Genomic DNA, 20,120 nt, shown 5'->3' with positions numbered 1-20,120 from the left:
TCGCATGATTCAACAAGAATCCCGTTTAAGAGTAGCTGATAACTCCGGTGCGAAAGAGTTACTTTGCATTAAAGTTCTTGGTGGTTCTGGTCGTAAGTACGCTAACGTTGGTGACATTATCGTTTGTTCGGTTAAGTCCGCAACACCAGGTGGCGTTGTTAAGAAAGGTGACGTTGTTAAAGCGGTAGTGGTACGTTCTAAGCGTGGTATGCGCCGTAACGACGGATCTTACATCCGCTTTGATGAGAACGCGGCTGTAATCGTTAAGGATGATAAAGGTCCTCGAGGAACTCGTATCTTCGGACCAGTAGCACGTGAACTTCGTGACAAGCAATTTATGAAAATCGTATCTCTTGCTCCAGAAGTTCTTTAATATATTTACTAGCAAGGCGTTTATTGTCTTGTAAGGAGGTGCAACATCACAATGCCATTGCATGTGAAAAAAGGCGATAAAGTACAAGTTATTTCCGGCAAGGATAAAGGTAAACAAGGTGTGATCCTTGAAGCTTATCCGAAGCTAAACAGAGTGCTTGTTGAAGGCGTGAACGTTGTTAAGAAACACGCAAAACCTTCTCAAGCTAATCCACAAGGTGGAATCCTTAGCCAAGAAGCACCAATTCATGCTTCTAACGTAATGCCTCTTGACCCTAAAACTGGTGCTCCTACTCGTGTAGGCTACAATGTAGTTGATGGGAAAAAAGTTCGTGTGGCCAAAAAATCTGGTGAAACCCTAGATAAATAAGTCTCAGAGTGAAAGGAGGACACATAATGAACCGTCTACAAGAGCGATATAAAGCAGAGATCTTACCATCTCTAATGGAAAAGTTTAATTACACTTCAGTAATGCAAGCACCAAAGATCGAAAAAATCGTTATCAACATGGGTGTTGGTGAAGCAGTATCCAACTCTAAAGTGTTAGATACAGCAGTAGAGGAACTTACAGCAATCGCTGGTCAAAAGCCTGTGATCACGCGTGCTAAGAAATCTATCGCTGGATTCAAACTTCGTGAAGGTATGCCGATCGGATCAAAAGTTACACTTCGCGGAGAGCGCATGTATGACTTCCTTGATAAGTTAATCAGCGTTTCCCTTCCACGTGTACGTGACTTCCGCGGGGTTTCCAAGAAGTCTTTCGACGGCCGCGGTAACTACACGCTTGGAGTTAAAGAGCAATTGATCTTCCCAGAGATCGACTATGATAAAGTAAACAAAGTTCGCGGAATGGACATCGTTATCGTAACGACTGCGAACACTGACGAAGAAGCACGTGAGCTTCTTACACAAGTCGGAATGCCATTCCAAAAATAACCTTTAGCCAAAGGAGGTTTACCCGTGGCAAAGAAATCCATGATTGCTAAGCAACAACGCAAGCAAAAGTTCGGAGTGCAAGAATATACGCGCTGTGAACGTTGCGGGCGTCCTCATTCAGTAATCCGCAAGTTCAAACTGTGCCGTATTTGTTTCAGAGAACTTGCTTACAAAGGTCAAATTCCTGGCGTTAAAAAAGCCAGCTGGTAATACCCTGAAAAAAGGGAAGGAGGTAACTAGTAATGGTTATGACAGATCCAATTGCAGATATGCTTACTCGTATCCGCAACGCAAACACTGTTCGTCACGATAAATTGGAGCTTCCTGCTTCTAATATGAAAAAAGAAATCGCAGAAATCCTAAAGCGTGAAGGTTTTGTTCGCGATGTGGAATATGTAGAGGATAGCAAACAAGGAATGATTCGTATCTTCCTTAAGTACGGTTCTAACAATGAGCGTGTAATCTCAGGTCTTAAGCGTATCTCTAAGCCTGGTCTACGTGTTTATGCAAAATCAACTGATCTTCCACGTGTACTTGGAGGACTTGGTATTGCGATCGTATCTACTTCTAAAGGCATTATGACTGATAAAGAAGCTCGCCAATCACAAATGGGTGGCGAAGTACTAGCATACGTTTGGTAATAAATAGCGAATGGAGGTGTCAACATGTCTCGCGTAGGTAACAAACCGATTGAAGTTCCAGGTGGCGTTACGATCGATGTTGCAACTGACAACACGGTTTCTGTAAAAGGCCCTAAAGGTGAACTTTCTCGCAAATTCAATGCTGACATTAAGATTAATGTTCAAGATAACGAAATTACTGTGGAACGCCCGAGCGACCACAAAGAGCACCGTGCATTGCATGGTACAACTCGTAGCGTACTAAACAACATGGTTATCGGTGTAACTAACGGTTATGAAAGAGCTCTAGAAATTATCGGGGTTGGATATCGTGCTTCCAAAGCTGGTAACAAGCTTGTACTTAACGTAGGTTACTCTCATCCTGTTGAAATCGTTCCTGAGCAAGGGATCGACATCGAAGTACCTTCTAACACGAAGGTAATCGTTAAGGGTATTGACAAGCAACGTGTAGGTGAAGTTGCTGCAAACATCCGTTCAGTTCGTTCACCTGAGCCTTACAAAGGTAAAGGTATTCGTTACGAAGGTGAATTCGTTCGCCGTAAAGAAGGTAAAACTGGTAAATAAAGCCGTTAGGTAGCGGAAAGGAGTGCAAAGGATGATCACGAAAGCAGATAAGAATGTCGCTCGTAAGAAAAGACATGCTCGTGTTCGCCGCGTTGTAAGCGGAACAGCACAACGTCCTCGTTTGAACGTATTCCGTTCTACAAAGCACATCTATGCTCAATTGATCGATGATCAAGCAGGTGTAACAATTGTATCTGCATCTTCCCTTGATAAAGGTGTAAGTGTAGAAAACGGTGGAAACGTAGATGCTGCTAAAGCGATTGGTCAAGAAATCGCTAAGCGCGCAGTTGAAAAAGGAATCAAATCGGTAGTATTTGACCGAGGCGGATATTTATATCACGGACGTATTAAAGCATTAGCAGACGCAGCTCGTGAAGCTGGGTTAGAATTTTAATCGAAGGAGGGAACCTGATGCGTATCGACCCTAACAAACTTGAACTTGAAGAACGCGTCGTTACCGTTAACCGTGTAGCTAAGGTAGTAAAAGGTGGACGTCGTTTCCGCTTTGCTGCAGTAGTTGTAGTTGGTGACAAAAACGGTCACGTTGGATTCGGTACTGGTAAAGCCCAAGAGGTACCAGAAGCGATCCGTAAGGCGATTGAAGATGCTAAGAAGAACTTAGTAACTGTACCGATCGTAAAAACAACAATTCCTCACCAAGTAATTGGACGCTTTGGAGCAGGTAACGTACTTCTTAAGCCTGCATCTGAAGGTACTGGGGTAATTGCTGGTGGACCTGTACGTGCAGTATTGGAGCTTGCTGGTGTAGGTGACATCCTTTCTAAGTCACTTGGATCTAACAACCCAATCAACATGGTTCGTGCAACTATCGAAGGTTTGAAAAATTTAAAGCGTGCTGAAGACGTTGCGAAACTTCGCGGTAAATCAGTACAAGAGCTTTTAGGTTAAGGAGGGAACTTTAGATGGCTAAGAAATTAGAAATCACCCTCACTCGTAGTGTTATCGGCCGTCCTGAAAACCAACGTATCGTTGTTAAGACACTTGGTTTGCGCAAAATGCACCAGACGGTTGTACACGAAGATAACGCGGCTATCCGCGGTATGGTTAACAAGGTGTCTCACCTTTTAACAGTGAAAGAATTAGAAGCTTAATAAGATAAATAAATCATGAGGAGGTGCTCAGATGAAACTTCATGAGTTGAAGCCATCAGAAGGATCCCGTAAAGTTCGCAACCGTGTAGGTCGCGGTATCGGATCAGGCAATGGTAAAACAAGTGGTCGTGGTCATAAAGGTCAAAACTCTCGTTCAGGCGGTGGTGTTAGACCTGGATTCGAAGGTGGACAAAATCCACTAGCACGTCGTTTACCGAAACGCGGATTCACAAACCCTACTCGTAAAGAGTATGCAGTTGTAAATCTTGAGAAGCTAGTTCGTTTTGAAGAGGGCACAGTAGTTACTCCGGAACTTCTTATCGAAACAGGAGTAGTTAGCAGTCTTAAAAACGGAATTAAAGTTCTAGGAAATGGCAAGTTAGAAGCTAAGCTTACAGTTAAGGCGCACAAATTCTCTGTTTCTGCTAAAGAAGCAATTGAAGCAGCGGGCGGAACTACTGAGGTGATCTAATGTTCCAGACAATCTCCAACATTATGCGTGTGGGTGATCTGAGAAACAAGATATTGTTTACACTTGCTATGCTGGTAGTGTTCCGTCTAGGAACATTTATCCCAGTACCAGGCGTAAATCGCGATGTACTGAAATTCAGTACAGGCGACAGTGCTAACATTTTTGGTTTTTTGAATACGTTTGGCGGTGGAGCTTTACAGAACTTCTCCATTTTCGCTATGGGTATCATGCCGTATATTACAGCATCGATCATCGTGCAGCTTCTGCAGATGGACGTTGTTCCTAAATTTACGGAGTGGAGTAAGCAAGGTGAAGTTGGGCGTAAGAAATTAGCTCAATTCACTCGTTATGGAACTATTGTTCTTGGTTTTATCCAGGCAATCGGTATGTCTATCGGTTTTAACAATCTTTTCCCAGGACTTATTCAAAACCCTAGTATGTCTACGTATCTTTTTATCGCGTTAGTTTTAACTGCAGGTACTGCATTCTTAATGTGGTTAGGTGAGCAGATTACCCTTAAGGGGATTGGAAACGGAATTTCAGTTCTGATTTTTGCGGGGATTGCCGCAGCTATTCCTACAGCAGTTAACCAGCTTTTCACAACGCAATTTGAAGGTGGTAACGATCAGTTATTCATGCATATTGTAACGATTGTACTGCTTGCTCTTGCGATTGTACTCATTATTATGGGTGTTATCTTTATTCAACAAGGTGTTCGGAAAATCCCGATTCAGTATGCAAAGCGAGTCGTTGGAACAAAGCCTGTTGGCGGCCAGTCAACTCATCTTCCGATAAAAGTTAATGCAGCAGGTGTTATCCCGGTTATCTTCGCGATTTCCTTGATCATCACGCCAAGAACTGTTGCCGGCTTCTTCGGACAGAATGATGTTACGACTTGGATTATCAACACGTTTGACTACACGAAACCAGTCGGAATGATTATATATGCGCTCCTTATTATTGGATTCTCGTATTTCTATACGTTCATCCAAGTAAATCCGGAGCAAATGGCGGAAAACTTAAAGAAGCAGGGTGGATACATTCCTGGCATTCGTCCAGGAGCTAACACTCAAACTTATATAACAAGAATTCTGTATCGATTAACATTTGTTGGATCTCTATTCCTGGCTGCAATTGCAGTCCTGCCAGTTGTCTTTACAGCAATTCCAGGTTTGAACCTTCCGCCAGCCATTCAAATTGGTGGAACAAGCTTGCTGATTGTTGTAGGTGTGGCACTAGACACCATGAAGCAAATTGAGAGTCAGCTGATCAAGCGACACTACAAAGGCTTCATAAAATAAGAGCACGGGAAGATTCATCTTCCCACATGCTCTTAAAAAAAGACGATTGTGATTTATGGAGGGATTAGATGTATCTAGTCTTAATGGGATTGCCCGGAGCAGGTAAGGGTACTCAAGCAGAAAGAATTGTTGAGAAATACGGAATACCTCATATCTCTACTGGAGATATGTTCCGAGCAGCAATTAAAGAGGAGACTCCTCTTGGACTTGAGGCAAAATCGTACATGGATGCGGGTAACCTCGTTCCTGACGAAGTTACAATCGGTATCGTACGTGACCGACTTTCTAAAAAGGACTGCGAAAAAGGATTTTTACTTGATGGATTCCCTCGGACAGTTGCCCAAGCGGAAGCATTAGAAGAAATCACAACAGAGCTAGGAAGAACGATTGATTATGTGTTAAACATTTCAGTAGATTCTGATCAGCTTATGCAGCGATTAACAGGTCGTCGGATTTGCCAAACATGCGGAAGCACGTATCATGTAATATTCAACCCGCCAAAGGTTGAAGGAGTATGTGATAAAGACGGCGGTACGCTTATCCAACGTCAAGATGATAATGAAGAGACCGTTCGAAACCGTTTAAATGTAAACATGAAGCAGGCTAAACCACTGCTTGATTTTTATGGTGAAAAAGGTTACCTGAAAAACATGAATGGTGATCAGGATATCGACAAAGTCTTTCAAGACATTGACCAACTTATTGGGGGATTGGCGAAATGATAATCTGCAAAACACCGCGAGAGATTGAAATCATGCGGGAGGCAGGTCGCATTGTTGCCTTAACTCATCAAGAGTTAAAAAAACACATTAAGCCTGGCATAACTACTAAGGAACTGGATAAAATTGCTGATACGTTTATCCGCAGCCAAGGTGCAATTCCTTCATTTAAAAACTATAATGGTTTTAGTGGGAGCATCTGTGCTTCTGTAAATGAAGAACTTGTGCACGGAATTCCAGGTAAACGCGTACTCAACCATGGCGACATTATCTCTATAGATATTGGGGCGAAGTACAAAGGATACCACGGTGACTCCGCTTGGACGTATGGAGTTGGCGAGATATCAGATGAAGCTCAAAAACTTCTGGATGTAACCGAAGAGTCTTTATATAAAGGACTTGAAAAAGCAAAAGCCGGTGCCCGGTTAACTGACATTTCTCATGAGATACAAAAGTATGCTGAGAGTGAAGGGTTTTCTGTTGTTCGCGAATATGTCGGACACGGAATAGGCCAGGACTTACATGAGGACCCGCAAATTCCTCATTATGGACCGCCTGGTAAAGGGCCGGTGCTGAAAAAGGGCATGGTTCTAGCAATAGAGCCTATGATTAATGCGGGAACTCGCTATGTTCGAACATTATCCGATAACTGGACGGTTGTCACAACGGATGGCAAATGGTGTGCTCATTTTGAACACACGGTTGTCATTACGGAAGAAGGCTTTGAAATCTTAACAAAGATCTAAGTGAAGGTGATGAGATGGTAAGCGAATCTGATTCGGTACCGAGCATAGGTCAACTAGTTCGGATACTAAAAGGAAGAGACGCAGATCGGTTAGGTGTGATTGTCGGTATTCTCGATGGACGTTTCGTCCTCGTAGCAGATGGTGACAAGAGAAAGTTTGATCGAGCCAAGCGCAAGAACCTAAACCACTTAGAGCTGCTGGATTTTACTTCTCCGGAAGTTGTTAAAAGCATTCTTGAAACAGGTCGTGTAACCAATGGCAAATTGCGTTATGCAGTAGCGAAGTTTTCCGACGAGAAAGTCATTGCTCTGAAGAAGGGAGATCAAGTCGATGGCTAAAGATGATGTTATTGAGGTCGAAGGTACAGTAATTGAACCTCTTCCGAACGCCATGTTTCGTGTTGAACTAGAAAACGGACACAAAGTTCTAGCGCACGTTTCTGGAAAGATTCGTATGCACTACATTCGAATTCTTCCAGGGGATAAAGTAACCGTAGAATTGTCTCCGTATGACTTATCACGTGGTCGTATAACGTATCGTTTTAAATAATCAATGTACTCCGTGACATAAGGAGGTTATAAACAATGAAGGTAAGACCATCAGTCAAGCCAATATGTGAAAAATGTAAAGTGATTCGCCGCAGAGGCACTGTAATGGTGATCTGTGAAAATCCGAAACATAAACAAAAACAAGGTTAATATACAGGAGGTGCAAAAATTATGGCACGTGTTGCAGGTGTAGATATTCCTCGTGATAAGCGAGTAGTAATCTCTTTAACATACATCTTCGGTATCGGTAAAACAAAAGCACAGCAAATTCTTGCTGGAGCTGGAGTTTCTGAAGATACACGCGTTCGTGATCTTACTGAAGATGAATTAAATAAAATCCGCGAAGTCATCGATGGACACAAAGTGGAAGGTGACCTTCGTCGTGAAGTATCACTAAACATCAAGCGTCTAATCGAGATCGGAGCATATCGTGGTGTTCGTCATCGTCGTGGATTACCAGTACGTGGTCAAAACACGAAGAACAACTCCCGTACTCGTAAAGGACCTCGTCGTACAGTAGCGAATAAGAAAAAGTAAGTAAAGGAGGTAAACTCTAAATGGCAAAAGCACGTAAGACTAATACACGTAAACGTCGTGTCAAAAAGAATGTTGAAGTCGGCGTAGCACATATCCGTTCTACATTCAACAACACGATCATTACGATCACTGACACGCACGGGAACGCAATCTCTTGGGCGACTGCTGGTCACCTAGGATTTAAAGGTTCTCGTAAGTCTACTCCGTTCGCAGCACAAATGGCAGCTGAAACAGCTGGTAAAACTGCAATGGAACATGGTATGAAAACGTTGGAAGTATCCGTTAAAGGACCTGGTGCTGGACGTGAAGCAGCAATCCGTGCCCTTCAAGCGGTAGGCTTAGAAGTAACAGCTATTCGTGACGTTACTCCTGTACCTCACAACGGTTGCCGCCCGCCAAAACGCCGTCGCGTGTAACAATATACACGGTATATATTTCTATAACTTGTCTATAATGGTTATAGTGAAAGTTTTGGTAAATGATAAGTCGGAATGCCTATGGGGAATTTCGGCTGGAAATCTCCAGCCGAGATTCGACGTTTGAAGGAGGGTTCAGTTGAATGATCGAAATCGAAAAGCCAAGAATTGAGACGGTTGAAATCAGCGACGATGCCACATACGGAAAGTTTGTTGTTGAACCACTTGAACGTGGATACGGGACTACACTAGGCAACTCCTTGCGTCGTATCTTGTTGTCCTCACTACCTGGTGCAGCAGTTACATCTATTCAGATCAATGGCGTATTGCATGAGTTCTCTACAGTTGAAGGTGTAGTTGAAGATGTTACAACCATCATCTTAAACCTAAAGAAACTTGCAATGAAGATTTACTCTGATGAAGAGAAGACACTTGAAATCGATGTACAAGGTGACGGTGTTGTAACAGCTGGCGACATTACGCATGACAGCGATGTTGAAGTCCTTAACCCGGATCTTCATATCGCAACACTAGCAAAAGGAGCTCATTTCCAAATGAAGCTTCATGCGAAACGTGGTCGTGGTTATGTACAGGCAGAAGGCAATAAACGCGAAGACCTGCCGATCGGAGTAATTCCTGTTGATTCTATTTACACGCCAATTTCGCGTGTGAACTATCAAGTGGAAAACACTCGTGTAGGACAAGTAACAAACTATGATAAGCTAACGCTTGATGTATGGACAGATGGGAGCATTCGTCCAGAGGAAGCAGTTTCTCTTGGTGCGAAGATCATTAGCGAACATTTAAACATTTTTGTTGGCTTAACAGATCAAGCTCAGAACGCTGAGATTATGGTAGAAAAAGAAGAAGATCAAAAAGAAAAAGTACTTGAGATGACGATCGAAGAACTTGATCTTTCTGTTCGTTCTTATAACTGCCTAAAGCGTGCTGGCATTAATACAGTTCAAGAACTTGCGAATAAGTCTGAAGAAGACATGATGAAAGTACGCAACCTTGGAAAGAAATCTCTTGAAGAAGTTCAAGAGAAACTTGAAGAGCTAGGTCTTTCATTACGCGCTGACGATTAATTCGTAATACGCGCTTTTTCAAGACGAGAGAGAAACGCGCAGAGGAGGGAATACAAGCATGGGATACCAAAAGTTAGGTCGTGTATCTGCGGTTCGTAAAGCAATGCTTCGTGATTTAGCTACTGATTTAATCATCAACGAGCGTATTGAAACTACAGAAGCACGTGCAAAAGAAGTTCGTAAATTTGCTGAGAAAATGATTACGCTTGGTAAGCGTGGAGACCTTCATGCTCGCCGTCAAGCTGCATCGTTCCTTCGTAACGAAGTAGCAGACGCTGAGTCTGGACAAAGATCTCTACAAAAGCTTTTCAGTGATCTTGCACCTCGCTATGCAGAGCGTAACGGTGGTTACACTCGCATCGCAAAAATCGGCCCTCGCCGTGGTGATGGTGCACCAATGGTTATCATTGAATTAGTTTAATAAAACGTATGAAAGGGCGGGATCAAGTCTTCAATGACAATCTTGCCCTTTTTTATTTTATCGAAAATTCGAGTGGATTTTCGAAAGGTTGATTTGCGCTCCAGGTGCTCGCTTTCCGCGGGGCAGGCGGTGAGCCCCTTGCCGCTTTGCGCCCTTAAGGGTCTCACCTGACCGCTTGTCCCGCAGGAGTCTCGCACCTTGCGCTCCAATCAACTAGTCAATGAAGCTCGAACTTTTTGAAAGCACCTTGTTATTAAAGACTAATATCGAGCAGAGAGCAGCTTAGAATGAGCAGCAGTTAAGAGGAGGATGTCACATGGAAAACATCATTACCGTTAAAGATGTGACCTTTAGTTATCCGGGAGAAGAGACACCTACACTTAAAGGTGTATCGCTAGACGTGCATAAAGGGGAATGGCTTTCGATCGTGGGCCATAACGGCTCTGGGAAGTCCACGTTGGCAAAAATGCTCAACGGACTGTTGTTGCCTAGTGAAGGTGCTGTAAATGTCTCACAGTACACGACAGGCCTTCCTGACGACATTTGGGAAGTGAGAAGACTTGTAGGGATGGTCTTTCAAAATCCAGATAACCAGTTCGTAGGAACGAGCGTTCAAGATGATATTGCGTTTGGACTTGAGAATTTTGGAGTTCCGCGAGACGAGATGGTTAAGCGTATCAATGAAAGTGTAGCAAGAGTGGGCATGGAAGCTTTCTTAAACCAGGAACCTCATCAGTTATCTGGTGGTCAGAAGCAAAGAGTGGCAATCGCTGGGATATTGGCGCAAAAACCTTCTGTTATCGTATTGGATGAGGCGACATCGATGCTTGATCCGATAGGTAGGATCGAAGTCATCGATACCGTGCGCGAACTGAATAAAAAAGAAGGCATCACTGTCATCTCCATCACTCATGATTTAGAGGAAGCGCTAAGTGCAGACAGAGTTGTCGTTATGAAAATGGGAGAGAAGGCAGCTGAGGGCGTACCTGAAGATATTTTTCAGCAGCGTGAACTGTTGAAATCGGCCGGTCTGGATTTACCGTTTTCACTAAAGTTAAGTGAGGCTCTTCGCCATCAAGGTGTGGAGCTTGATAAAAGCTATTTAACGCAGGAAGAGCTGGTGAATGCATTATGGAAATTAGCATAAACCGTCTAGAGCATAAATACATGGAGGGAACTCCGTTCGAGAGACGGGCGCTGCATGATATTAACCTCGATATTCCGGATGGTACATTCCTTGCTTTGATCGGACATACCGGCTCTGGAAAGTCGACGCTTATCCAGCATCTAAACGGACTGTTAAAGCCTTCTGCAGGTTCGATTAAGATGGGCAGTACGGAACTTAAAGCTGGCGGCAAGAAGCAAGATTTAAAATCCCTTCGAAAAAAAGCCGGAATTGTATTTCAGTATCCTGAACATCAGCTTTTTGAGGAAACGGTAGAAAAAGATATCATGTTCGGTCCGCGGAATTTTGGTGTGTCAGAAGAAAGCGCAAAGCAAACAGCTGCTAGAGTGATCGAGATGGTTGGACTTCCAGAGGGTGTTCTAAGTAAGTCTCCCTTTGACTTAAGCGGCGGCCAGATGCGCCGAGTGGCGATTGCGGGCGTACTTGCCATGAATCCCGAAGTGCTGATCTTGGACGAGCCTACAGCAGGTCTAGATCCAGCTGGGCGTGTAGAGATTATGGAGTTGTTCTATTCCCTGCATGAAAGAAACAACCTTACTACGATACTTGTTACTCACAGTATGGAGGATGCGTCGAGATATGCAGATGAGATCGCCGTGATGCATAAAGGTGAACTGTATCTCCATGGCAAGCCGACTGATATCTTTAATGAACGAGAAGCACTAAAGAAAGCGGGATTAGATGTGCCAGAGACCGTTCAATTTTTACAAAAGTGGAACGAGAAGTCTGGACTGAATCTTGCTTTAACGAAGTTTACAGTTGAAGAACTGGCTAAACAAGTTAGTCAGAGTCTGAAGAAGAGGGGGAACTAATATGCTGCAGAATGTCATTATCGGGCAGTATTATCCAGCTTCCTCTCCACTTCATCGAATGGATTCACGTTCGAAGCTTATTGCTGCCTTTTTCTATTTGTTTATCGTCTTTCTGGCGAACAACTGGGTGACTTATGGTGTACTGATCGCTTTTACGGTGGTAACGATTAGTTTGTCAAAAGTTCCATTTCGTTTTTTATATAAAGGATTAAAGCCAATTCTGTTACTCGTCGTATTTACGATGCTTTTGCATATTTTCTTAACAAAAGAAGGCGATCTGCTTTATAAAGCGGGCTTTCTTGAAATTTACGAAGGCGGAGTGATTCAAGGGATATTCATCGCACTAAGGCTATTACTCCTTGTTATGATGACGTCGCTTTTGACCTTAACCACAACACCGATCGATATTACAGACGGTTTGGAGCACTTGTTAGGACCTTTGAAAAAGTGGAGACTTCCTGTTCATGAATTCGCGTTAATGATGTCGATCTCACTTAGATTTATTCCAACACTTTTACAAGAGACCGAAAAAATCATGAAAGCACAGATGGCACGTGGTGCTGATTTCACGAGTGGGCCGATCAAAGAACGAGCAAAGGCTTTTGTACCGCTTTTGGTTCCGTTATTCGTTTCATCGTTTAAGCGGGCGGAAGAACTCGCTCTTGCGATGGAAGCGAGAGGATACCGAGGTGGTGAAGGCAGAACTCGTCTTCGTGCGCTAGAGTGGCATCAGCGTGATACGTTTGCTCTCATTTTACTAGCACTGCTGACGCTTTCGCTATTCTTATTACGCAATTAAAGGAGATTGAACATGGCTCGTATGAAAGTAACCGTAGCCTATGACGGTACTGAGTTTGCCGGATACCAAATACAGCCTAGCGGCAGAACGGTGCAAGGAACGATTCAGGCCGTACTGCAAAAGATGCACAAAGGGAAACCTGTAGGCATCTATGCCTCAGGACGCACGGATGCGGGTGTTCATGCGATCGGTCAAGTGTTTCATTTTGATACACATATGGAGATTCCTTCTAATGCTTGGGGAAAGGCATTGAATGCGATGCTTCCTAATGATATTCTAATAAAAGACATTGAGATGGTCAGCGATTCGTTTCATTCTCGATTTTCTGCAACAGCTAAAGAGTATCACTATAAAATTTTTAGAAGTAAGCAACCAGATGTGTTCCAAAGAAATCATATGTTTCATTTTCCCTATTCATTAAACGTAGAGGATATGAAGCAAGCTGCGTCGTTATTTTTAGGCACACATGACTTTACCTCATTTTCCTCAGCAAAGTCCGAAGTTGAAGATAAAGTTCGTACGATCTTTGCTTTAGATGTTGAAGAACAGGGGGATGTCCTAACGCTGAAGGTAAGAGGCAGCGGGTTTTTATATAACATGGTCCGCATTCTTGTTGGTACACTTTTAGAAGTTGGACAAGGAAAGCGAAACCCAGATGAGATCTCTGCGATTATAAAAAGCAAGGACCGTGCGTTCGCTGGTAAAACAGCTCCGGCAAACGGACTCTATCTCTTTCGTGTAGATTATGCAGATAAAATGGAATAATATTTAGGATACGCTTGACATCGTTGTTTATATATTATAAGATATTATTTGGTATTTCTACAGATATCGTCCACATGCCCCGTGTAGATATCTCGGGAAATGTTCACATGAATATAATGAAATTTGATTGAAGATACAGGAGGGAAAACACATGCGTACGACTTTCATGGCGAAAGCTTCTGAAGTAGAACGTAAATGGTTTGTGATCGACGCTGAAGGCAAAACACTTGGACGTCTATCCAGTGAAGTTGCATCTATCCTTCGCGGTAAGCATAAGCCTATTTATACACCACACGTTGACACTGGTGATCACGTAATCATCATCAACGCTGAGAAGATTGAATTAACAGGTAAGAAATTAACAGACAAAATTTACTACCGCCACACTGGTCACCCAGGTGGACTGCGTACGAGAACTGCATTAGAAATGCGTACAACTCGTCCAGTTCAAATGCTTGAGCTAGCAATCAAAGGTATGCTTCCAAAGAACAGCCTTGGTCGCCAAATGTTCAAAAAGCTTCACGTTTACGCTGGAGCTGAGCACAACAACCAAGCACAAAAACCTGAAAACTACGAGTTACGCGGATAAAAAGGAGGGTATTTACGTGGCACAAGTACAATATTATGGCACTGGACGTCGTAAGCACTCCGTAGCGCGTGTACGATTAGTTCCTGGTGAAGGCCGTATCGTAATCAACGGACGTGACATTGACGAATTTTTCGGATTAGAAACTTTAAAGCTTATCGTTAAGCAACCACTTAACACAACTGAAACAACTGACAAGTATGACGTATTAGTTACTGTTCATGGCGGTGGATACACTGGACAAGCAGGAGCTATCCGTCACGGTATCTCTCGTGCGCTTCTAGAAGCAGATCCTGAGTACCGCGGTTCTCTTAAAGCAGCTGGATTCCTTACTCGTGACGCTCGTATGAAAGAGCGTAAGAAGTACGGACTTAAAGGCGCTCGTCGTGCACCTCAGTTCTCAAAACGTTAATTCTTATTACGTTTATCAAAACCCTGTTCTCTTTTTTAGAGAGCGGGGTTTTTTTGTTTGTGATGATTTTGTTTGTGATGAATCACGTATGATTCGGGAAATCGGGTCTAATTCCAGAACAATTAATCCTAAAATCAAGAAAATTGAGTCTTAATCCAAATAATTAAGTCGAAACCAGAAAAATTAAGTCTAACGACTATTTTGTTCTGCAAATATCCCCGCCGCATGCAGTAAAGAGTTATTCCCATCTTTTATGTAGTGTCGTGAATCCATCTCTGGAGAAAATATAGATATGGAAAAACACAACATGATGAAAGGGGAGGTAACAATGGCAATTGTATTGAACAACTTTAAAGAAAAGCAGCGTTTCAAAAAAGAAACGTTCGAGCGGAAAGTACTTCGGGACTTATCCCTTGCTAACATAAAAAAAGAATTTCAACGTTTGTTTCAACCATTTTTTCAATACTCGCTTCTTTATCAAAATGACATTGAAGATGCATGCATCGACTTGGCGATCGATTCTTATCTTTTAGGCGCAGGCTATAGCAGGTTTGCATATCACGGGGAAACGTTAGAAAAGATTAAGGAGAGGTCTTATGCTAAACAAAAGGCAATCGCAGACGGTCTTTTTGAATATTGGCAGTTCTGGTGCTGGGGAACAGAGATGATGATGGAATCCCTTCATCTATGCTGTGAGGCATTCGTTCATATTTGGTGGATGGAAGGCTATAAAAACGGTGAAAAACGCTACCGCATGAAGCTGCAATAATCAGTTATAAATTTCTTCTTGTCCCATATACATAATGTTATATGGCTTGTATAGGGGGACGAAACATGAAGAAGTGGGTGAAGGGAGCCGCATTTGCACTTGGATGCGCAGTCCTTATCTTTATTTTCACCTATCATTTTTTAGATGATGATTCGTGGCGCTCGTGGAACATGCCGCTCTCTGGAAAAATTATCGTAATTGACCCAGGTCATGGCGGAGCTGACGGTGGTGCGGTTGGTGATGGAGAAGTTCTTGAAAAAGAAATCGCGTTAAACATTTCCGTATTGCTTCGAGATTATCTGCAAGAAGCGGGAGCACTCGTTATCATGACACGAGAGACGGACACAGATCTCGCAAATGAGGGAACAAAAAAATTACGCCATCGCAAATTTGAAGATTTAAAAGAACGAAAACGAATTATTAACGAAAATCATGCGGACTTATTTATTTCGATTCATCTTAATTCTTTGCCTTCATCCCGATGGAGAGGCGCTCAAGTCTTTTATCATCCTGGAAAAGAAGACGGAGAAGCGGTATCTAAATTCATTCAAGATGAAATCAAACGCAACCTAAACAATACGAACCGCTTCGCAAAATCCATAGAAGGTTTATACTTGCTGAGAACGGCAGAGGTACCAGGCGCTTTAGTCGAAGTTGGTTTCCTATCCAATCCATCAGAACGCGAACTGTTAAAAACAGAGTCGTACCAAAAAAGTATAGCGGCATCGATCTACCAGGGGATGCTGCGCTTTTATACAAATGAAACCCCACCAGCATCTCCTCTTGATTAGAGGGGGTGTTTTTTAGTGCAACTTGTTTGAAGAGGTTGCTCTTCGTATCAGGTGCTTGCATTTTGTGGCGCGTACGGTGGAGTGGACAGTAAAAATACCGAAGTGGACAGTATATATGTAAATGTGGACAGTATTTCTTTGAAAGTGGACAGTAAAATTAGAAAAGTGGACAGTATTTTCATAAAAGTCGACAGTAAGTGCTGTTATCTAACGTAGCGAGCTTCCTCGCTTGAGCTAAATTCACACATCTAAAAAACCGCTTACATGATTGTCGGTGGGGGTTGTGATATACTGAAAAGGAATTTTACAGGTAAAGGATGTGTCTATGTGCTTACAGAAGAAAAAGTCATCGAGCTGTTAGGTCCTATTCAAGACCCTTATTTACATAAAAGCATGGTCGACTCTGGGAGTATCCGTGAGTTGAAGATAAAAGAAGGATATGTGGGGCTGAAGATCGGCTTAGCACATACAGGAACACCAGAACAAATGCAGCTGCAGCAGCAGATTGTTCAAGTGTTGAAAAACGCAGGAGTGGAATCTGTCGGACTTCGTTTTGAAAAAAGAGACGACATTACGGCTGTGGACCCGAGTGAAGCGGGAGCGCAGAGTGCGCCAACTACTCTTCTTTCCGAAAACAGCAAGACACAATTTATCGCGATCGCTAGTGGTAAAGGCGGCGTTGGGAAATCAACCGTATCTGTGAACTTAGCTGTTGCTCTTGCAAGACTTGGAAAAAAAGTCGGATTGATCGATGCTGACATTTACGGATTCAGTGTTCCAGATATGATGGGAATTACAGAGCGTCCAAAAGTAAAAGGCGATCGAATCTTTCCGGTTGAACGTTTTGATGTAAAAATAATCTCCATGGCATTTTTCGTTGAAGATAACGCACCTGTTATCTGGCGCGGACCGATGCTTGGGAAGATGCTCATGAATTTCTTCAGCGAAGTAGAATGGGGAGATTTAGACTATGTTCTTCTAGACTTACCGCCTGGTACAGGTGACGTAGCACTTGATGTTCACAAGATGCTTCCGAAGTGTAAAGAAGTAATCGTCACAACACCTCATGCTACAGCAGCTTTCGTAGCAGCACGTGCAGGAACGATGGCGATTAAAACAAACCATGAAGTTCTTGGAATCGTTGAGAATATGTCATACTTCCAAAGCGGATCTACAGGTGAGAAGGAATATGTATTCGGTAAAGACGGCGGAAAACGTTTAGCAGAAGAGTTAAATGTACCGTTGCTTGGTCAAATTCCGCTTGGTCAGCCTGAGATAAAAGAAGATGATTTTGCGCCGAGTGTGTATGCACAAACACATCCGATCGGTGAACATTATATTCAGATGGCAAAGAAAATCATTGATAAAACAAATTAAAGAAAAAAGCCTTCCGAGTGTCGGGAGGCTTTTATTGCGGGCTCGTTGATTCTTCTTGTTGTTGTCCACCGCCGGATGAAGCTTCTTTTCCTTTTTTAGAGATGGACTGATCGATTTCTTCATGAGCGACTTTTTTCAACATTTCTTGGATCTGGGCTTGTACGATTGGACTCTCAAACGTTTCAAGCATGACTTTTTTCATTTCTTTTCTAACAGGCTGTGTATCAACGAGAGATAATAATTTTTCTGCCATTTGCGGATTCTGCATGATTTTCATCACTTCTGCTTGATATTGCGGGTCTTTAATAAGATCCTTCATCAACTTCTCGTGTTCTTTTCGCATACTTTTTGCAAAAGCTACTGAGAACTTCGGATCTTTAAAAAGAGTCTGCCAAAACTTCTGTCCTTTTTCAGAAAGAAGCTGCTTTTCAATCGTCTGTTTGATGACTTCTTGATCAATGAGTATATCTTGTTGAATTTCTTTATCAGATAACACTTCTTTAATGGCTTTTTTTCCTTCATCTGTCTTCAATAGATCGACAAGCATCTTTTTTGTTGCTTCATAATCGACCTGAGAACTGCCTTGGGCTTCTTGAGCACAGCCCGAAAGAGCAGCAAGAGAGATACAAAAGAGGAAAATGTATATTTTTTTCAATGTAATTCCTCCTCCTTTCAAGTTGAGCTCGATACTTATAGGATTGATTTTTAGCACGTATTTATACTGGTTATTTAAAGGAAAACTGGCAATTTAAAAAAGACATTGGTACAATCGTTACGGAGCATGTTAGAGGGGGAAAACAGGCGTGAAAATTAGAAGTTGGATCTTTTTATTCTTTACCACATTGTTAATTGGGATTGTTAGTGCAATCACAGTTGGTCTTATATTAAAGTTTCCTGAAGACAGCAGCGCTTTAGAAGTTCTTCTGTATATTTTTGGGTTGATCGGTTTCGGCGCGTTGTTCAGTGTTTTTAGTCAGATGGGCTTTTTTGCTTACTTAACCGTTCATCGCTTTGGACTCGGTATCTTTAAAAGCCATCGCCTTTGGAATGGTGTACAACTTGTATTGATTGCAGTCGTTCTATTCGATCTGTTCTATTTACGATATACATCCTTTTACAACGAAGGAGACAGCCTCGTTAATTACATTCTTATTCCGCTTGCGATTTTAGCTTACGGATTGATCATTGCCTATGTAAAAGTAAAGCAAACAACGAGCGTAGCATTCATACCAACGCTTTTCTTCATCACAGTCGTTACTATTTTGGAATGGGTACCGGTGCTGAAAGAAAACAATACTCTTTCGCTTTGGATGGGATTTGTTCCAATCATGCTTTGTAATACGTATCAGATTTTAATGCTGCATCGTCTGTTGCAGTCTAATCAATCTAAATCATCTAAACAAACAAAGCCCACTGCCTTCTAAGGCAGGGGCTTTTTATTAATTAGTTGACCTCTTTGCTATTTGCCTCTGTATTCGCGATCATTTCACTTACACTTACAAATTTAAATCCATCGTCACGCAGTTTATCGATAATTGTAGGAAGCGCTTTGTGCGTTTGCTTTACAGAATCAGATGCATGAAGCAAGATAATGTCTCCAGCTTTCGTCTCATCGGTAGCCGTTGTCACAATACGATCTACTCCAGGGTTTTTCCAATCTTTCGTGTCGATGCTCCAATGAACTACCGTATGGTTAAGATCTTCAGAGATGTTCAAGACACGCTCATCAAAGTTTCCGTTAGGCGGACGGATAAGAGAAGTCATTTTTCCAGATACCTTTTTGATTTTTTCCTGAGCTAAAAGGATATCCCTTTTGATCTGTTTGTCTTCCCAATCGGTATAACTTTTGTATTGATAACCAAGACTGGCTACTTCATGACCATCTTTTACGATGCGTTCAACGATTTCAGGATGACGCTCAGCCCAAGCGGCTGATAAGAAAAATGTGCAATTTTTTACGCCTTTGTCCTTTAAGACGTCCAAGATCGGCGTAACTCGCTTATCGCCCCAACTGATATCAAATGTAAGAGATACTTTATTCCCTTGGTCTTCTCCCTTATAAATCGCTCGAGGTCCATCTTTAGATGAAAACACAGATAGTTGCTGCTGTCCTACAAAAGCAAGTGAAGCAGCAAAGAATGCTGCAAATACAACAACCATGTATTGTTTCACTTTCTTACCGTTAATAACAAAGAAAAATTTCATAAAACCATCTACCCCCTGTCCATCTTCCTTACAAAATATCTATGATGAAAGGGACAAGATATACCGAAAATTTAGATATCCCATAAAATAATAACTCCTACTATTCATGGCCATAATGGTAAAAGAAAAAAACTTAGCGGGGTGTCGTCCATTGTCTTTGGTAGGTATGTTATTGAATCACCAAGAACTTCATGAATTTGAGTATGTGTTAAAAAAAGAGATGGAGGAACTTAGGTTTGATCTTGAAGACCATAAGATCGATGCTATAGTGAAATCTGTTTTAGAAGAGAGGTATCAGATCATTTATCGTCTATTCTGTAAGTTCGCTAAGCCATCTGATTGCAGAAGGTATTTAAGGAGAAAACAAAGAAATTAACTTTTTTCTGAAAAACTATTGACCATATTATCGAGAAGATGGTATATTACTTCTTGTCGCTTTTACAGCGGCTGAACAAACGAAATAAACAAATTAAGAATCACTAAAAAAAGCTGTTGACATCAACTAGCCAACGGTGGTATCTTATAAAAGTCGCCAAAACGAGCGA

The 20,120-nt window shown here is 42.3% G+C and carries 33 protein-coding genes; 31 read left to right on the top strand and 2 right to left on the bottom strand.

Annotation, left to right across the window (positions count from 1 at the left end):
- Window positions 1-4: 4 nt before the first annotated feature.
- From rplN to HU823_RS20440, 29 genes are all read left to right on the top strand, one after another.
- The gene (gene rplN / locus HU823_RS20580) at window positions 5-373 is read left to right on the top strand and encodes a 50S ribosomal protein L14 (RefSeq protein WP_066237936.1); all 369 of its coding nucleotides are present in this window, start codon (window positions 5-7) and stop codon (window positions 371-373) included.
- Window positions 374-430: 57 nt separating this feature from the next.
- Entirely contained in the window at window positions 431-742 is a 312-nt protein-coding gene (gene rplX / locus HU823_RS20575) for a 50S ribosomal protein L24 (protein WP_066294477.1), read from the top strand.
- 26 nt (window positions 743-768) lie between these two features.
- On the top strand, window positions 769-1,308 hold the full coding sequence (gene rplE, locus HU823_RS20570; RefSeq protein ID WP_066390678.1) for a 50S ribosomal protein L5: 540 nt from the start codon (window positions 769-771) through the stop codon (window positions 1,306-1,308).
- A 24-nt stretch (window positions 1,309-1,332) separates the two neighbouring features.
- Window positions 1,333-1,518 carry a 30S ribosomal protein S14 gene (rpsN, locus tag HU823_RS20565; RefSeq protein WP_066390681.1) on the top strand — a complete coding sequence of 62 codons (186 nt, stop codon included), beginning with the start codon at window positions 1,333-1,335 and terminating at the stop codon, window positions 1,516-1,518.
- Window positions 1,519-1,550: 32 nt separating this feature from the next.
- Window positions 1,551-1,949: a 30S ribosomal protein S8 gene (gene rpsH / locus HU823_RS20560; RefSeq protein WP_066390683.1), complete on the top strand. Its 399-nt coding sequence runs from the start codon at window positions 1,551-1,553 to the stop codon at window positions 1,947-1,949.
- A gap of 24 nt (window positions 1,950-1,973) precedes the next feature.
- Complete coding sequence (rplF, locus tag HU823_RS20555) at window positions 1,974-2,513, top strand: 50S ribosomal protein L6 (RefSeq protein ID WP_066390685.1); 540 nt, start codon at window positions 1,974-1,976, stop codon at window positions 2,511-2,513.
- Between the two features lie 31 nt (window positions 2,514-2,544).
- The gene (gene rplR / locus HU823_RS20550; RefSeq protein WP_066237916.1) at window positions 2,545-2,907 is read left to right on the top strand and encodes a 50S ribosomal protein L18; all 363 of its coding nucleotides are present in this window, start codon (window positions 2,545-2,547) and stop codon (window positions 2,905-2,907) included.
- 14 nt (window positions 2,908-2,921) lie between these two features.
- Entirely contained in the window at window positions 2,922-3,422 is a 501-nt protein-coding gene (gene rpsE / locus HU823_RS20545; RefSeq protein WP_066237913.1) for a 30S ribosomal protein S5, read from the top strand.
- 14 nt (window positions 3,423-3,436) lie between these two features.
- The gene (rpmD, locus tag HU823_RS20540) at window positions 3,437-3,625 is read left to right on the top strand and encodes a 50S ribosomal protein L30 (protein ID WP_066237910.1); all 189 of its coding nucleotides are present in this window, start codon (window positions 3,437-3,439) and stop codon (window positions 3,623-3,625) included.
- A gap of 31 nt (window positions 3,626-3,656) precedes the next feature.
- Window positions 3,657-4,097, top strand: coding sequence for a 50S ribosomal protein L15 (gene rplO / locus HU823_RS20535; RefSeq protein ID WP_066390689.1), 441 nt, complete (start codon window positions 3,657-3,659; stop codon window positions 4,095-4,097).
- The gene (gene secY, locus HU823_RS20530) at window positions 4,097-5,398 is read left to right on the top strand and encodes a preprotein translocase subunit SecY (RefSeq protein WP_066390690.1); all 1,302 of its coding nucleotides are present in this window, start codon (window positions 4,097-4,099) and stop codon (window positions 5,396-5,398) included. The genes rplO and secY overlap by 1 nt, the downstream gene beginning before the upstream one ends.
- A 68-nt stretch (window positions 5,399-5,466) precedes the next feature.
- Complete coding sequence (locus HU823_RS20525; RefSeq protein WP_066390692.1) at window positions 5,467-6,120, top strand: adenylate kinase; 654 nt, start codon at window positions 5,467-5,469, stop codon at window positions 6,118-6,120.
- Window positions 6,117-6,863: a type I methionyl aminopeptidase gene (gene map / locus HU823_RS20520; RefSeq protein WP_066390693.1), complete on the top strand. Its 747-nt coding sequence runs from the start codon at window positions 6,117-6,119 to the stop codon at window positions 6,861-6,863. Before HU823_RS20525 ends, map begins: the two co-directional genes overlap by 4 nt.
- A 14-nt stretch (window positions 6,864-6,877) precedes the next feature.
- A complete protein-coding gene (locus HU823_RS20515) occupies window positions 6,878-7,201 on the top strand; it encodes a KOW domain-containing RNA-binding protein (RefSeq protein ID WP_137792243.1) in 324 nt (107 codons plus the stop codon).
- Complete coding sequence (gene infA / locus HU823_RS20510; protein ID WP_066237890.1) at window positions 7,194-7,412, top strand: translation initiation factor IF-1; 219 nt, start codon at window positions 7,194-7,196, stop codon at window positions 7,410-7,412. The genes HU823_RS20515 and infA overlap by 8 nt, the downstream gene beginning before the upstream one ends.
- Window positions 7,413-7,447: 35 nt before the next feature.
- Complete coding sequence (gene rpmJ, locus HU823_RS20505; RefSeq protein WP_007203526.1) at window positions 7,448-7,561, top strand: 50S ribosomal protein L36; 114 nt, start codon at window positions 7,448-7,450, stop codon at window positions 7,559-7,561.
- A 21-nt stretch (window positions 7,562-7,582) separates the two neighbouring features.
- Window positions 7,583-7,948, top strand: coding sequence for a 30S ribosomal protein S13 (rpsM, locus tag HU823_RS20500; protein ID WP_066390695.1), 366 nt, complete (start codon window positions 7,583-7,585; stop codon window positions 7,946-7,948).
- 20 nt (window positions 7,949-7,968) lie between these two features.
- A complete protein-coding gene (gene rpsK, locus HU823_RS20495; protein WP_066237883.1) occupies window positions 7,969-8,364 on the top strand; it encodes a 30S ribosomal protein S11 in 396 nt (131 codons plus the stop codon).
- A gap of 143 nt (window positions 8,365-8,507) precedes the next feature.
- A complete protein-coding gene (locus HU823_RS20490) occupies window positions 8,508-9,452 on the top strand; it encodes a DNA-directed RNA polymerase subunit alpha (RefSeq protein WP_066390697.1) in 945 nt (314 codons plus the stop codon).
- A 58-nt stretch (window positions 9,453-9,510) separates the two neighbouring features.
- Window positions 9,511-9,873 (top strand): 50S ribosomal protein L17, encoded by a 363-nt coding sequence (rplQ, locus tag HU823_RS20485; RefSeq protein ID WP_066237878.1) that lies wholly within the window; start codon window positions 9,511-9,513, stop codon window positions 9,871-9,873.
- Window positions 9,874-10,189: 316 nt separating this feature from the next.
- On the top strand, window positions 10,190-11,020 hold the full coding sequence (locus HU823_RS20480; protein WP_144704588.1) for an energy-coupling factor ABC transporter ATP-binding protein: 831 nt from the start codon (window positions 10,190-10,192) through the stop codon (window positions 11,018-11,020).
- Window positions 11,005-11,871 carry an energy-coupling factor ABC transporter ATP-binding protein gene (locus HU823_RS20475; protein WP_197223244.1) on the top strand — a complete coding sequence of 289 codons (867 nt, stop codon included), beginning with the start codon at window positions 11,005-11,007 and terminating at the stop codon, window positions 11,869-11,871. The genes HU823_RS20480 and HU823_RS20475 overlap by 16 nt, the downstream gene beginning before the upstream one ends.
- 1 nt (window position 11,872) lies before the next feature.
- Window positions 11,873-12,670 carry an energy-coupling factor transporter transmembrane component T family protein gene (locus HU823_RS20470; RefSeq protein ID WP_144704594.1) on the top strand — a complete coding sequence of 266 codons (798 nt, stop codon included), beginning with the start codon at window positions 11,873-11,875 and terminating at the stop codon, window positions 12,668-12,670.
- Window positions 12,671-12,682: 12 nt separating this feature from the next.
- A complete protein-coding gene (gene truA / locus HU823_RS20465) occupies window positions 12,683-13,435 on the top strand; it encodes a tRNA pseudouridine(38-40) synthase TruA (protein ID WP_197223243.1) in 753 nt (250 codons plus the stop codon).
- Between the two features lie 151 nt (window positions 13,436-13,586).
- Window positions 13,587-14,024 carry a 50S ribosomal protein L13 gene (gene rplM, locus HU823_RS20460; RefSeq protein ID WP_066237860.1) on the top strand — a complete coding sequence of 146 codons (438 nt, stop codon included), beginning with the start codon at window positions 13,587-13,589 and terminating at the stop codon, window positions 14,022-14,024.
- Between the two features lie 16 nt (window positions 14,025-14,040).
- A complete protein-coding gene (gene rpsI, locus HU823_RS20455) occupies window positions 14,041-14,433 on the top strand; it encodes a 30S ribosomal protein S9 (protein WP_066237857.1) in 393 nt (130 codons plus the stop codon).
- A 328-nt stretch (window positions 14,434-14,761) separates the two neighbouring features.
- The gene (locus tag HU823_RS20450) at window positions 14,762-15,202 is read left to right on the top strand and encodes a DUF2521 family protein (protein ID WP_186320661.1); all 441 of its coding nucleotides are present in this window, start codon (window positions 14,762-14,764) and stop codon (window positions 15,200-15,202) included.
- A 65-nt stretch (window positions 15,203-15,267) separates the two neighbouring features.
- Window positions 15,268-15,993, top strand: coding sequence for an N-acetylmuramoyl-L-alanine amidase CwlD (gene cwlD, locus HU823_RS20445; protein ID WP_197223242.1), 726 nt, complete (start codon window positions 15,268-15,270; stop codon window positions 15,991-15,993).
- Between the two features lie 327 nt (window positions 15,994-16,320).
- Complete coding sequence (locus HU823_RS20440) at window positions 16,321-17,370, top strand: P-loop NTPase (RefSeq protein WP_197223241.1); 1,050 nt, start codon at window positions 16,321-16,323, stop codon at window positions 17,368-17,370.
- A gap of 31 nt (window positions 17,371-17,401) precedes the next feature.
- Here HU823_RS20440 and gerD read toward each other — a convergent pair whose 3' ends face one another.
- Complete coding sequence (gene gerD, locus HU823_RS20435) at window positions 17,402-18,025, bottom strand: spore germination lipoprotein GerD (RefSeq protein ID WP_144704609.1); 624 nt, start codon at window positions 18,023-18,025, stop codon at window positions 17,402-17,404.
- 148 nt (window positions 18,026-18,173) lie between these two features.
- On the opposite strand from gerD, the gene HU823_RS20430 reads away from it, so the two are divergent.
- The gene (locus tag HU823_RS20430) at window positions 18,174-18,794 is read left to right on the top strand and encodes a KinB-signaling pathway activation protein (protein ID WP_197223240.1); all 621 of its coding nucleotides are present in this window, start codon (window positions 18,174-18,176) and stop codon (window positions 18,792-18,794) included.
- 19 nt (window positions 18,795-18,813) lie between these two features.
- Here the strand turns inward: HU823_RS20430 and pdaB are convergent, their stop codons facing one another.
- Window positions 18,814-19,575, bottom strand: coding sequence for a polysaccharide deacetylase family sporulation protein PdaB (gene pdaB / locus HU823_RS20425; RefSeq protein WP_144704615.1), 762 nt, complete (start codon window positions 19,573-19,575; stop codon window positions 18,814-18,816).
- Between the two features lie 151 nt (window positions 19,576-19,726).
- On the opposite strand from pdaB, the gene HU823_RS20420 reads away from it, so the two are divergent.
- Window positions 19,727-19,951 (top strand): hypothetical protein, encoded by a 225-nt coding sequence (locus HU823_RS20420; RefSeq protein ID WP_231607586.1) that lies wholly within the window; start codon window positions 19,727-19,729, stop codon window positions 19,949-19,951.
- Window positions 19,952-20,120: the final 169 nt, after the last annotated feature.

This window comes from Fictibacillus sp. 18YEL24, assembly GCF_015903855.1.
In the GTDB taxonomy this organism is placed as follows: Bacteria; Bacillota; Bacilli; order Bacillales; family Fictibacillaceae; genus Fictibacillus; species Fictibacillus phosphorivorans_C.
This window is presented reverse-complemented; position numbering and strand designations above follow the sequence as displayed.